Raw genomic sequence first — 12,913 nt, 5'->3', positions numbered from 1 at the left:
CCGGCCCACCCGACCACGCACCCCTCGAGGAAACGGAGACACCGTGCGCGCCGCACTCCTTCAGATCGCCGTACGACCCGGGGAGCCGGCCGAGGAGCGGCGGCTCCGGGCGGCCGCCCTCGTGCGCGAACAGCGCACCGCCGACCTGGTGATGCTGCCCGAGCTCTGGACGGTCGGCGCGTTCGCCTTCGAGGCGTTCGCCGCGCACGCCGAGCCGCTGGACGGCCCGACGGCCCGGGCGATGGGCGCCGCCGCCGCCGACGCGCAGGTCTGGCTGCACGCCGGCTCGATCGTCGAACGCGACCCGGCGGGCGGCCTGTTCAACACCTCGCTGGTCTTCGACCCGGCCGGCCGGCTGCACCGCACCTACCGCAAGATCCACCGCTTCGGCTTCGACCGGGGCGAGGCCGCCCTGCTGGGCCGGGGCGAGGAGGCCGTCACGACCCCGCTCGGCGCGGGCCCGACGGCCGGTCTCGCCACCTGCTACGACCTGCGCTTCCCCGAGCAGTTCCGGCTGCTCGTGGACGCGGGGGCCGAACTGCTCCTCGTCCCCGCCGGGTGGCCCGCCGCCCGCCGCGCCCACTGGTCGCTGCTCGCGCGGGCCCGGGCCGTGGAGTCCCAGGCGTACGTCCTGGCCTGCGGCACGGCGGGGGAGCACGCCGGGGTGGCACAGGCCGGCCACAGCGTCGTCGTCGATCCCTGGGGCGAGGTCGTGGCCGAGGCGGGCGCGGGGGAGGAGACGCTCCTCGCCGAGCTCGACCCCGCGCTCGTGGCCAGGACACGGGCCGAGTTCCCGGCTCTCGGCGATCGGGTGCTCGGTGTGCCGGCGCCCCGCTGACCTGCCCCCGGCCCCCGGTGCCGTCCTCCTCGCACTGAGCGGGGAGGGCGGCATCTGCCGTCCGGGCAAGCCGAGTTGGTGTTTCTCCGGCAACCTCTTGCGGCTGATGCGGCAGACGTGTAACACTCTTTCGCGAAGGAGTGTGTCCGCTTCCGGGCCCCTTCGCATCGTCACCGCGTCGCCCTCGGGCGGCGCTTTTTTGTTGCCCGCGCGCGCTGTCGCCGCGGTGCCCTTTTCCTCGCACGGTGCCCCTTCCCGCACCCTGCCCGACCCTCTCCCGGTGAGGCGACCAGTGACCATGGCAGACCCGACCACCTCCGACTCCCCTTCCGGGGCGTGCACGTCACGCCGATGCCGCCGTACGGCCGGCTCCGGCGCGCTGCGGCGCAGGCCCGCCCTGTCCGGCGCCCGGCTCTGCGGCTCCTGCGCGCGCGCCCTGCGCGCCGACCTGGCCGCCCTGCCGGAACTCCACCAGGACAGCGAGGAGCACCTGGTCCTGCCCGCCCGGCAGGCCGGACTGCCCCGGGTGACCGGCCACCGGCCGCAGGCGCCGCCCGTGAGCGAGGAGGCGCTTCAGGCCCGGCACGACACCGTCGTGCGCCTGGCGTTCTGGGCCCGGCTGGTCCTGGAGGAAGCCGAGCCCGCCCCGGCGGCGCCGGAACGGACCGTGTCCGCGCTGGCCGCCTTTCTCGGCCGGCACGCCGACGTCCTGGCCGCCCTTCCCGCAGCCGGCACGGCGGCCGACGAGATCGCGCACACGGCCACGGCCCTGCGCCGGATCGTGGCACCGCCCCGGCCCGCCCTGGTGCCGCTCGGCCGGTGCGTCGAGCCGGGCTGCGAGGCCGAGGTGTCGCTGCCCGGGCGCGGCGATGACGGACTGGTCCTGCGCGGACCGATGTGCGCGGCCGGTCACGTGCTGACCCCGCGCCAGTGGCTCCTGCTGAGCCGGCGACAGCAGAACTCCCCCGACAAGGAGACGGCATGACCGGCGACCGGACCACCCGCGGCGTACGTGTTCCCACCTCGCTCGCGGCGCTCGCCCTCGGCGTCCGTGAGGGCACCATCCGCCAGTGGGCGCGCCGCGGCAGGATCACCCGCTACGGCACCAGGCGCCAGGCGCTGTACGACCTGAACGAGCTGGCCGCACTGGTGGCCGCGGAGGACGCGCCCGCGAACGGCGTCCCCCCGGCCCGCACCGCCTGACCGGATGGAGTCCGCTGGCTCGCACCACCTGATCGGGCGGAGTCCGCTGGCTCGCTCCGCCTGATCGGGCGGAGTCCGCTGGCTCGCTCCGCCTGATCGGGCGGAGTCCGCTGGCTCGCCCCGCCTGATCGGGCGGAGTCCGCTGGCTCGCACAGCCTGATCGGGCGGCACCCCCTGGCCCGCACCGCCTCACCGGACGGAGCCCTCCGGCCCGCACCGCCTGACCGGGCGGTACCAGCCCGCCCGGCAGTGCCCGCATCCCGTCCCACCCCGGGCGGCACCACCCCGCCCGGCAGCACCCGCACACCATCCCACCCCACCGTCCGGCGCATGCGCCGCGCGGCGCCGACGCATGCCCCGAAACGGGCCGCCGGCCCCTTCCACCGAGGAGTGAAGCAGCAGTGGAGACCTCGCACACGTCACCGTGGCAGCAGAACTGGCAGGCACGGCGCGACCCCTTCGCCGAGGAGTGCTTCGCGGCACGCGACAGCCTGCTCGCCGACCTGAAGGACCCGGCCGCCGCACAGGCCCGCGTCCTGGACGACCTCATCGACATCGGCGTGAGCGCGCTGCACTGGAAGGAGCGCGGCTACGACGTGGTCGCCGCCGACCCGTCCCGCTTCCGGTCGGTCCTGCCGGTCATGCGCTACGACGACTTCGCCGAGCAGATCGACCGGGAGACCCGCACCAAGGGCGGCATCCTGTCGTGCAGCCCGGTCCTGCGCTGGCTCAAGACCAGCGGCACGACCGGCGACCCCAAGCGGGTCCCCTACACGCTGCACTGGCTGCTGACGTACCGCATCCCCGCCATGAAGGCCATGTGGGGCACCTACCTCCAGCACCACCCCGAGATCCTGGCCCACCCCTGGGCCACCCTGGACACGCAGACCGTCCGCGAGGACGTCTACGACTTCGTGCACGGGGTCGAGCACCAGGCGATCAGCAACCGGCACCCGCAGATCAACAGCCGGGACTGGAACCCGCCGTGGTACGACTCGCCCTGGTTCGGCCCCGGCACGCCCGCCGGCCACGCCGAACGGATGTACCACCGCGTACGGCACCTCGTCGGCAAGGACCTGCACTACATCTCGGCGATCAACCCCAGCACCCTCGTGTCGCTGCGCGACCTCATCGCCGAGCACGGTGACCGGCTGGTGCGCGATCTGCGCGACGGCACCCTGGACGGCCGGCCCTGCGCCGAACCCGACGAGGAGGCGGCCGGTCACCTGGAACGGGTGCTGGCCCAGGGCGAGTTCAGCCTGGTCGACGTCTGGCCGTCGCTGACGCTGTACAGCTGCTGGCTCTCCGCGTCGGCCGAGCTGTACCGGCCGCGGCTGGACGCCGTGCTGCCCGGCGTGGCCAAGCTGCCGTTCATGAGCTGCGGGACGGAGGGCGTCACCACCATCCCCGTGGACGACACCCTGGACAGCCAGCCGCTCGCCGTCAGCCAGGCGTACTTCGAGTTCGTCCCCGCCGAAGTGCCCCTCGGCACCCTGCTGGACGCCGGTGAGGAGATCGAGACGCTGCTCCACCACGAGGTGGAGGCGGGCCGCGACTACCACCTGATCATGTCGCAGGGCAACGGCCTGTACCGCCTGTGGACCGGCGACATCTACCGGGTCGACCGCATCGTGGACGGCACGCCCTGGATCCACTTCACCCACCGGGACGGGGTCTTCCACTCCTTCACCGGCGAGAAGATCACCGAGAGCCAGGTCACCCAGGCCATCCGGCAGGGCCTCGCGGCGAGCGGTCTGGACACCGGGCTGTACATGTGCGGTCCGCGCTGGGACGAACTGCCCTCCTACACCGTCGTGGTGGAGGTGCCTGAGCCGAGTGCCGCGCTGGACGGCGCGCTGTCCGCGGCGATCGACCGCGAACTGTCCGTCATCAACATCGAGTACGCGTCCAAGCGGGACAGCGGCCGCCTCGCCGGGCTGACCGTGCGGACCGTGGCACAGGGCGCCATCGCCGGGTACGTCGAGTCGCGGCGCCAGCAGGGCAACGCCACCCAGTACAAGTACAAGCCCTTCCAGAAGGACACGGACTTCGCCGACGAGATCCTCGCCGGCTGACCCCGCGCGGCACGGCCCCACCGACCACCCCTCACCTCAGGAGAACCCGTCATGATCGAGACCCTCAGGCCCCCGCAGAACACCCGCCGGGAGATCGTCGACCTGCCGTGCGGAGACACCCGCCTCGCCCTGCACGTGTGGCGGCCCGAACGGATCAAGGGAGCCGTCTTCTACTTCCACGGACTGCAGAGCCACGCCGGGTGGCTGTGGGAGGTGGGGCCCCGGTTCGCCGACAACGACATCGCCTTCTTCGTCCTCGACCGGCGCGGCAGCGGCATCAGCCCCGGCCCACGCGACGGGATACCGGACGCGGACACCCTCCTCGGCGACTACGCGCAGGCCGTCGCCCACGTACGGGAGATGATCGGCGACAGCGTGCCGCTGTCCCTCTTCGGGCACTGCCTCGGCGGCTCCTTCCTGGCCGCCCTGCTGTGCCACGAGGAGTTCACCACCTCCTACGACGCGGCCGTCTTCTGCTCCTCCTGGCTCGGCCGGATGCACGCCACCCTCGACGCGGACGCCCGCGCGGCCGTCGCCGAGGACACGAGCGAGGAACCCTGGGACGCGGGCCTGAAGTCCGCCGACTTCACCGACGAGGTGAAGTACCAGCACTTCATCGACCACGACGACCTGGCCGTACGGCAGTTGACGCGCCGCTCGCGGGCCGTCCTGCTCGACCTGGAGCGGCGCTACCTGAGCCGGGGCCGCGCGCACCCGAACGTCCCCGCGGCGACCTTCGTGTCCGGCATGACCGACCCGATCGTCGACCTGGACGCCGCCCACCGCGTCTTCCAGGACCTGGTGTCCGGGCGCGGGGCGATCGTGAAGTTCCCCACCGACCGGCACTACCTCTTCTACACCGACGTCAGCGGTGACCTGGTCGACTGGACCTCGACGTACACCCTGCTCCGGGGCGTGAACCGTGGCGCCTGAGGGCGGCCGGGCCCGGCTGTACCACGTGCGGCTGCCGATGCGGACGCCGTTCGACCACCCCGCCGCCCGGCGCCGCAGCTCCGACAGCCTGGTGCTGAGGCTGTCGGCGGACGGCACGGACGGCATCGGCGAGTGCGCGCCCCGGTCGTACGTCACCGGCGAGACCACCGCGAGCGTGCGCACCGCGCTGGGCCAGGTGGACCTCGGGGCCCTGTCCCGGCTGCTGACGGGCCGCCCGCCCGCAGAGACGCTGGGGCTGCTGCACCGCGACGGGTTCGCGCGGACCTTCGGTGTGGACGGCGGGAACAACCTGCTGTGCCTGCTGGAGACGGCCGTCCTCGACTGGCTGGGCCGCCGCACCGGCGCGGGCGCCCGCGCGCTGCTGCCCGGGACGTCACCGGGGCCGGCGACCCTGCCGGTGTCGCAGGTGCTCGATCTCAGCCTGGACGCCGAGGAGTTCCTCGCCGGCCGCGGTCCCTTCCACTTCGTGAAGATCAAGGCGTCGGACGACATCGAGCGCGACGCCCGCACGGTCCGCACGATCCGCGACAAGCTCGGCGACGGCGTACCGGTCATGGTCGACGCCAACATGAGCTGGAGCCCCGACGACTGCGTCGGCCACGCCCGCCGGCTGGGGGAGGCCGGTGCCGACTGGGTCGAGGAACCGCTGCCCCGCAAGTCCTGGCAGGCGCTGCGCAGGCTGCGCCGCGAGGGCGGGGTGCGGATCATGCTGGACGAGTCGGTGTGCACGGAACGCGACGCCCGGGCGGCGGTCGAGTCCGGTGCCTGCGACGCGTTCAACGTCCGCGTGTCCAAGAACGGCGGACCGCTGCCCGCCGCCCGGCTCGTCGCCCGGGCCCGGCAGCACGGTCTCGGCTTCCAGTTCGGCGTCCAGGTGGCCGAGGTCGGGCCGCTGATCAACGCGGGGCGGGCCCTGGCCTTCGGCCACCCGGACGCCCTCACCGTCGAGGCCGGCCAGTCCGACCGGTTCTTCCCGGAGATGATCGTGGTCCCGCCCCCGGCCGTCGACCGGCACACCAACACCCTGTCGCCCGCGGGCGGCACCGGCTGGGGCATGGACCTCGCCCCGTACGCGGAGCGCTGGGCCGTCGCCGACCTCTGAGACCGGCCACCTCCCGCACCCTTCCGCCCCCCTTCAGCGCCACGCCCCTCACCCCTGCCCGAAAGGCTGGACAACCATGACCGTCCTGTTCGAATGCACCTACCGGGGCCGCCGCCTCGCCGGTCTCGGCCTGCCCCGGGCCGGTGAGCCCCTGCGCCTGGCCGCACTGCCGGCCGGGGAGCCGGCGCGGGCCCTCGCCGAGGGCCGTGACCTCACGGCCCTGTTCGCCGGCGCGCAGGAGGTGACCGTCCCCGCGGAGGAGCTCGACGAGGTGTCCTTCCGGCCGCCGCTGCTGCCGGAGCATCCCGGGGACGCCATGGTCGGCGGGTTCATGCAGACCCACAACGTCAAGGTGGACGCGGACACCCCGTCCCAGCCGAACTGGTTCCTCAAGGGCCTCGGCGACGTGCTGCGGACCTCCGGTGAGGATCTGCGGGCCCCCGCCGGTGCGGTGGCGCTCACCGAGGAGGCCGAGATCGTCCTCGTCCACGTCACGGCCGCGGACGGCACGCCCCGGTACGTCGGCCACACCTTCGGCAACGACCTCACCGACATCGGCCGCTTCCGGCGCCACCGGGGCCACCTCTCCTACGCCAAGCTGTGCGACGCCGCCGTCGCGCCGTGGCTGTTCCTCGGCGAACCGCCGCGCCACGTCACCGGCCGCGTGACCGTGGAGCGGGACGGCGAGACGCGCTACCGGGGCGAGTTCACCACCGGCACGAAGGCCCTGCACTACGGGCTCGACGCCATCATGTCCGAACTGTTCTCCCACGACGCCCTGCTCGCCCCGGGCCGGGTGCACTACGTCTACATCGGCGCCGACCGCAGCAGCTTCCACGGCGGCTACCGCATGACCGACGGGGACCGGGTCACGCTGGACTTCACCACCCACGGCGTCACCCTGTCCAACACCGTGCGATGTGCCTCGCCGGCGCTCGCGGCCGCCGCACGCGAGGCATCGTGAGGCGGGACGGCCAGGCCCCCGGGGCCGGTGACCGCGTCCGCGGACTCAGCGACACGGAGGCCCTGTTCGCCTACGCCCACGCCCTCACCGGGCAGGGCCGGATCACCACCTCCTTCACGGTGGACGGCCGGTTCTCCCGGGGAAGCATCGAGCGGGCCGTGCGGCAGTGGACGGGCCGGCTGCCCCTGCTCTCGCTGCGGATCGCCGGCACCGGGGACGGGCTGTGCTTCCGCGGCCCGGCGTCCGGGCAGGGCGCCGAGGACGCCGAGGGCGCCGAGGACGTGGCGGGGTCCGGCGGCGGGGAGCGGCTGTGGGACCTGCGCGTCGGTCACGGACCGTCCGGGGACACCCGGTTCGCCCTCAGCCTGCACCCGGCGATCGGTGACGCGTACTCCACCGGACGGCTGGTGAGGCTGCTGCTGGACGCGCTGCTCGGCGCCCCGCACACGGGCTCCGCCGGTCCCGCCCGGGAGGCCCTGCCGCCCGATACCGACGCGTTGACCTACGAGCCCGGCGTCGGCTGTGCGTGCGGCGGCTGCGGGTCCGCCGTGCCCGGCGTGCCCGGCGTGCCCGGCGGCCCCGGCCGGGGCCGCGGTACGGCACCGGCGCGGCACGGGCTCGGGCCGGTGCCGGGCAGCCGTGCGGACGATGCCGTGACGCTCACGCTGACCGCCCGGGAGAGCCGCCGGCTGCGGGACTGGTGCGCGCAGCGGCGGGTGACGGCCGGCGGGTACCTCACGAGCGTGCTGGCCGAGGCGCTCGCCCGGGAGACCGGTCGCGGCGAGGTCGCCGTGGCCACGGCGATGTCGCTGCGGCGGCGGTACGCCGAGCGGACGCTCATCACCGAGCCGGGGTGCGTCCAGACCATGGTCGGGGCACGGTTGCGGGCGGGCACCGGCGGAGAGCCCCTGGGGCGGGCCCGGGCGCACACCACCGCCCTGTGCTCGGCCCGGCGTGCCTGGCGTCCCGCGCGGTGCGGGCACGCCGCGGTCCGCCGGGCGGTCGAGCGGGCGGCGGAGGCCGGCGTGCCGGAGCTGCGCGTCACCGACGCCGGATGCGTCGACACGGCGCTCGGCGCGCACGCCGCGCGGGTCACCGCGCTGCGCACGACGGCCGGCCACGGCGGCGCGGGGCCGGGCGGCTCGCTGTATCTGTCCACGTTCAAGGGCGGGTTGACGCTGGCCCTGTCCTCGCGCGGACTCGGTGAGGGCTGGGCCGCGCGGGCCGAGCGAGAGCTGTGTGCGGCGCTGCCGCCGCTGTCGGTGCTCTCCGCCCCGGTGGGCGGCCGTCCGTGACATCGCAGGTGAGGGCGTCGGCTACAGCCGGACTCCACTAAGTCGCAAGCGTGGCCGGACTTTTGCTTTGAAAACAAAGAGATCACTCTTTATTGTTTTGGAGCGGGCCTCGCACCGGGGGGTCCGAGCGCAGCGACCACGACCCGTCAGACCAGAGGAGGGGGAACGCGTCATGGTGAGAGCGTCGTCCACGCCCGCGTCACGTCCCCGGGCCGGTTCCGTCGCACGGCACGCCGCCTTCGACGGCTTCACCGCGGAGCTCTTCGACCGGCTGCCGCGCGCGGACCAGCGCAGATGGGCGCAGGCCTACATCCGGGGCCTGCTGGTCACACCGGGCCGCAAGACGGTACGGCGGCTCGCGGCCTGCGTGTCCGACTCCGCCACCGCCGCGCAGGCGCTGCATCAGTTCGTCAACGCCAGCCCCTGGGACTGGGAACCGGTCCGCGCCCGTCTCACCGACTGGGCCGCCCGCCGGTCCACGCTCCACGCCCTGGTCCTCGGCGCCGCCGTGCTGCCCAAGCGGGGCGACCGCTCCTGCGGGGTGCACCGGCGCTTCGTCCCCGGCGAGGGCCGCACGGTCAACTGCCAGGTCGGCATCGGCGCGTTCCTCGCCGTGGAGGGCGGGACCGTCCCGGTCGACTGGCGGCTGCTGCTGCCCGGGCCCTGGTCCCAGGACCCCGAGCTGCGCGGCCGGGCCCGCGTCCCCGGCTCCGCGACCGGTGACGAGGACTCGGCCTGCGCCCAGGCGCTGGCCCTCGTCGACGCCTACATCCGGCACCGGCGCGCGACCGGCCCGGAGCCGGCGGTCGGCCCGGAGCCGGCGGCCGGTGCGGACACCCTTCCGGTGGTGGCCGACCTGTCCGGGTTCGCGGACGCCGCCGCCCTGGCCGCCGGACTCGCGGCCCGCGGACGGCGGTTCGTGCTCGCCGTACCCGACGGGCTGGTCGTCGTGCCGGAGCGGGCCGCCCCCGTCGACCGGGGCGGGGCGCCGGCCGGTGTGCGGGTGGGGGACGTGCCCGTCTCCCATCGGTCCCGGCCGTCCCTTCCCCGGCCGGCCGCCGTGGCGACGGGGAGGGTGCGCCTCCCCGGCCTCCCCGTCGCCCTCCGGCTGGTCGCCGAGCGGCTGCCGGACGGCACCGGGGAACGGATCTGGCTCACCGACCTCGTGGACCGGCCGCCCCGTGAGGTGGTGGCACTGGGCCGGCTGGCGACGGACGCCGCCCGCACGGTGGACCGGCTGGCCGAGGACTTTGGACTGCGTGCCTTCGAGGGGCGTTCGTACCCCGGCTGGCACCACCACATGACCCTGGTCTGCGCGGCCTACGCCTACGGCACCCTCGGCTCCACGCCGCCGCCCGCCCCCGTCCCGTCCCGGTCCGCCCGCGGCCCCCGCGCCGGCCGCCCGCCCCGCGGCGCCCGCACACCGTCCGCCCCGGCCAGGACCGCACCCCCGGCCACCGCCCCGACCCCGACACGGCGAGACCCGGCAGCCCCGACGCCGTTCCCGGCACATGACCGCCCCGCTACGACGACCGCGACCACACGGCCGCAGCGCGATCCGTGGGACGCGGCGGTGGCGGGAGCGCGAACGCCCGGTTCCGCGAACGGCGCTGGCGCCGCGCTGCCGCAGCGCGATCCGTGGGACGTGTTGGTGGCGGGAGCGCGAACGCCCGGTTCCGCGACGGCCACCGACACCGCGCCGCCGGACCACGATCCGCTGTACGCGCCGGCGTTACGAGCGCGGACGCCCGGGTCCCCGACGGGCACCGACACCGCGCCGCCGGACCACGATCCGCAGGACGCGTCGGCGAAAGCGCACGCGTCGGCAGTTCGTACGCGAACGCCCGGATCCCCGACGGGCACCGGCACGGCGCCGCCGGACCACAGTCCGCAGGACGCGTCGGCGAAAGCGCACGCGTCGGCAGTTCGCACGCGAGTGCCCGGTTCCGCGAGGGACACCGGTGCTGCGCCGCTTGAGCACCATCCGCGGGACGTGCCGGTGGTGGAAGCGCGAACGCCCGATTCCACAAAAGCCGCTGGCGCCGCCCTGCCGGACCACAATCCGCAGGACGCGCCGCGGTTACGAGCGCGAACGCCCGGGTCCTCGACGGGCACCGACACCGCGCCGCCGGACCACGATCCGCAGGACGCGCCGGCGTTACGAGCGCGGACGCCCGGGTCCGCGACGGACCCGCAGGCGCTCCGAGCGCGAACTCCCGGGTCACCGGCGGAGGTCGGCACGGAACGTGCCCGGAATCTCGCCGCGGCCGCACGCACCCCGCAGGGCGTGCCGCCACCCGCCGGGCCCCGTGCCCCGGCCACCCCGCCCCGCCATCGGCAGGACCCCACCGGGTGCCCGCCGGCCCCGACACGAACGGACTGCTCCTGATGGCCCTTCCCCAAGCGTTCTGGCTGCTGTGGTGCGGGCAGACCGTCAGCCGGCTCGGCACCCTCGCCCCCGCCTTCCTCGTCCTCTACCTGGAGCAGGACGGCCTGGTCGCCCCGGGGACGACCCCGCTCGTCGTCGGCCTCTTCGGCGCGGGGGTCGTGCTGTCCGGACTGGTGGGCGGCGCGGTCGCCGACCTGATCGGGCCACGCCGGACCATCGTGGCGGCCCAGCCCGTCACCGCCGCGATGGCCCTGCTGTTCGCCATCGCCGACCACGTGGTCGCGCTGTGCGTCCTGTCCCTGATCACCGGCTTCCTGTCGTCCGTCGACCGGCCCGCCGGGGCCGGGCTGATCTCGGCGATCGTGCCGCAGGAGCAGTTCTCGAAGGCGTACAGCCTCTTCCTCGTCGGCTTCAACATCGGCATGTCGCTCAGCCCGGTCGTGTCCGGCTTCCTGCTGGCGGTCAGCCCCGGCGCGCTGTTCGTCGTCTGGGCCGCCTCCAGCCTCGTCTACGCGGCCCTGGTGTTCGCCGTGCCCGCCGACGCGCCCCCCGCCGCCGACCGGCCCACCGGGGCGGCCGCCGCCCTCAAGTCCGCCGCGCGCGGCATCACCGAGCCCTTCCGCACCCCGGTGCTCCTCGGCTTCCTCCTGCTGACCTTCCTGCTGGCCTGCATCTACCTCCAGGTCAACTCCGCCCTGCCCCTGGGCATGCGGGACAACGGCCTGACCTCCGGCGACATCGGCTTCGTCCTGGCCGTCAACGCGGTGCTGTCCGTCATGCTGCTGCCGCTCGTACCCCGGCTCGTCGGACGGCTGCGCGCCCACGTGCCCCTGATGCTGGCCGGCGCCCTCATGGCCGTCGGCTTCGGCGCCAACGCGTTCGCCGGGGGCGTCGTCTCCTTCACGATCACCACGGTCGTCTGGACGCTCGGCGAGGTGCTGTGGGCACCGATGTCCGCGACGTTCATCGCCGACCGGGCACCCGCCGGGCGCAGCGGCACCTACCAGGGGTCGTACTTCTTCGCCTGGAACGCCGCCTTCGTCGTCGGCAGCCCCGCCGGACTGGCCCTCGCCCGGGTGCACGGCTACGAGTCGCTGTGGATCACCGTCCTCGGCCTCGGCCTCGTCGTGACGCTCGGCTTCGCCCTGCTGCCGCGCCTGGCCGGGTTCGCCACCGAGCCGCGCACCGACGCCGAACCCGAGACCACCGCCCCCGAGACCACCGCCCCCGAATCCACCGCCCCCGCATCCACCGCCCTCCAGCCCACCGCCCCCGAACCCACCGAAGCGCTGACCCAAGAGAACAGGTGACCCCCGTGTCCGCACCGCACACCCCCCGCACCGCCCTGCTGATCGGCGCCGCCGGCGGCATCCTCGAGGAAGTCGCCCGCGAGCTGGCCGAACAGGGGCACACCCTGGTTCTGTTCGACCGCGACGCCGAGGCCCTGGACCGCCTCGCCACGCGGCTCACCGCGATCACCAAGGTCGAGGCCGTCGTCGGGGACATCACCGACATCCCGGCGGCCGAACGGCAACTGACCGACATCGTCGACCGGTTCGCCCCGTCGATCCTCGTCAACGGCGTCGGTGGCGACACCCGCGTCATCGGCTACGCCGACCTCACCACCGACCACTTCGACCAGTCGTTCCTGGAGAACGTGGTCAGCAGCTGGATCGCGGTCAAGGTCTGCGCCCCGCGCATGGCCGCCGACGGCTACGGCCGCATCGTCAACTTCGCCTCCGCCGGCGGCCGTACGTACAGCCACTTCAACAACGCCGCCTACGTCGCCGCCAAGGCCGCCGTCATCGGCATGACCAAGCAGATGGCCTACGAACTGGCCGCCAGCGGCGTCGTCCTCAACGTCGTCGCCCACGGCCCCATCGCCACCGCCCGGGTCGCCGGTGCCTGGGAGCGGCGCGACCCCGCGCAGAAGGAGGCCGTGCTCGCCCGGCTGCCCATGGGCCGGATGGGCACCGTCTCCGAGGCGGTCGGCAGCGTCCTCCACCTGTGCTCCGAGAGCGCCGGCTACTCGACCGGCTCCGTCATCGACATCAACGGCGGCCTCTACATGTGAGGCCCGCCCCCGTCCCCGA

The 12,913-nt window shown here is 74.6% G+C and carries 11 protein-coding genes; all 11 read left to right on the top strand.

Features of this window, described 5'->3' with window-relative positions; all coding sequences use genetic code 11:
* Positions 1-43: 43 nt before the first annotated feature.
* The 11 genes from ACH4C6_RS14665 to ACH4C6_RS14615 all read left to right on the top strand — a co-directional run bounded on the left by ACH4C6_RS14665 (position 44) and on the right by ACH4C6_RS14615 (position 12,894).
* Positions 44-838, top strand: a complete 795-nt coding sequence (locus ACH4C6_RS14665; RefSeq protein WP_398108938.1) for a nitrilase-related carbon-nitrogen hydrolase — start codon at positions 44-46, stop codon at positions 836-838.
* Between the two features lie 298 nt (positions 839-1,136).
* Positions 1,137-1,823 carry a hypothetical protein gene (locus ACH4C6_RS14660; RefSeq protein ID WP_398108937.1) on the top strand — a complete coding sequence of 229 codons (687 nt, stop codon included), beginning with the start codon at positions 1,137-1,139 and terminating at the stop codon, positions 1,821-1,823.
* Entirely contained in the window at positions 1,820-2,041 is a 222-nt protein-coding gene (locus ACH4C6_RS14655; RefSeq protein ID WP_398108936.1) for a hypothetical protein, read from the top strand. Before ACH4C6_RS14660 ends, ACH4C6_RS14655 begins: the two co-directional genes overlap by 4 nt.
* 401 nt (positions 2,042-2,442) lie before the next feature.
* Complete coding sequence (locus ACH4C6_RS14650; RefSeq protein ID WP_398108935.1) at positions 2,443-4,116, top strand: GH3 auxin-responsive promoter family protein; 1,674 nt, start codon at positions 2,443-2,445, stop codon at positions 4,114-4,116.
* Positions 4,117-4,167: 51 nt separating this feature from the next.
* Positions 4,168-5,049, top strand: a complete 882-nt coding sequence (locus ACH4C6_RS14645) for an alpha/beta hydrolase (protein ID WP_398108934.1) — start codon at positions 4,168-4,170, stop codon at positions 5,047-5,049.
* Positions 5,039-6,172 (top strand): enolase C-terminal domain-like protein, encoded by a 1,134-nt coding sequence (locus ACH4C6_RS14640; protein ID WP_398108933.1) that lies wholly within the window; start codon positions 5,039-5,041, stop codon positions 6,170-6,172. Before ACH4C6_RS14645 ends, ACH4C6_RS14640 begins: the two co-directional genes overlap by 11 nt.
* Positions 6,173-6,248: 76 nt before the next feature.
* Positions 6,249-7,136 carry an FAH family protein gene (locus ACH4C6_RS14635; RefSeq protein WP_398108932.1) on the top strand — a complete coding sequence of 296 codons (888 nt, stop codon included), beginning with the start codon at positions 6,249-6,251 and terminating at the stop codon, positions 7,134-7,136.
* The gene (locus ACH4C6_RS14630; RefSeq protein WP_398108931.1) at positions 7,133-8,431 is read left to right on the top strand and encodes a hypothetical protein; all 1,299 of its coding nucleotides are present in this window, start codon (positions 7,133-7,135) and stop codon (positions 8,429-8,431) included. Before ACH4C6_RS14635 ends, ACH4C6_RS14630 begins: the two co-directional genes overlap by 4 nt.
* A gap of 172 nt (positions 8,432-8,603) precedes the next feature.
* The gene (locus ACH4C6_RS14625; protein WP_398108930.1) at positions 8,604-10,820 is read left to right on the top strand and encodes a transposase; all 2,217 of its coding nucleotides are present in this window, start codon (positions 8,604-8,606) and stop codon (positions 10,818-10,820) included.
* Positions 10,820-12,130: an MFS transporter gene (locus ACH4C6_RS14620; protein ID WP_398108929.1), complete on the top strand. Its 1,311-nt coding sequence runs from the start codon at positions 10,820-10,822 to the stop codon at positions 12,128-12,130. The genes ACH4C6_RS14625 and ACH4C6_RS14620 overlap by 1 nt, the downstream gene beginning before the upstream one ends.
* Before the next feature lie 5 nt (positions 12,131-12,135).
* Positions 12,136-12,894 (top strand): SDR family NAD(P)-dependent oxidoreductase, encoded by a 759-nt coding sequence (locus tag ACH4C6_RS14615; protein ID WP_398108928.1) that lies wholly within the window; start codon positions 12,136-12,138, stop codon positions 12,892-12,894.
* Positions 12,895-12,913 lie beyond the last annotated feature (19 nt).

The organism is Streptomyces sp. NPDC017943, assembly GCF_044328425.1.
Taxonomy (GTDB): Bacteria; Actinomycetota; Actinomycetes; order Streptomycetales; family Streptomycetaceae; genus Streptomyces; species Streptomyces djakartensis_A.
Note: the sequence above shows the minus strand (reverse complement) of the source record. Positions and strands in the feature narration are given on the sequence as shown.

Excerpts from the sequence above, each read along its gene's own strand:
- ACH4C6_RS14660 (WP_398108937.1), top strand. The coding sequence starts at position 1,137 with ATGGCAGACCCGACCACCTCCGACTCCCCTTCCGGGGCGTGCACGTCA.
- ACH4C6_RS14655 (WP_398108936.1), top strand. The coding sequence starts at position 1,820 with ATGACCGGCGACCGGACCACCCGCGGCGTACGTGTTCCCACCTCGCTC.
- ACH4C6_RS14645 (WP_398108934.1), top strand. The coding sequence starts at position 4,168 with ATGATCGAGACCCTCAGGCCCCCGCAGAACACCCGCCGGGAGATCGTC.
- ACH4C6_RS14635 (WP_398108932.1), top strand. The coding sequence starts at position 6,249 with ATGACCGTCCTGTTCGAATGCACCTACCGGGGCCGCCGCCTCGCCGGT.
- ACH4C6_RS14625 (WP_398108930.1), top strand. The coding sequence starts at position 8,604 with ATGGTGAGAGCGTCGTCCACGCCCGCGTCACGTCCCCGGGCCGGTTCC.
- ACH4C6_RS14620 (WP_398108929.1), top strand. The coding sequence starts at position 10,820 with ATGGCCCTTCCCCAAGCGTTCTGGCTGCTGTGGTGCGGGCAGACCGTC.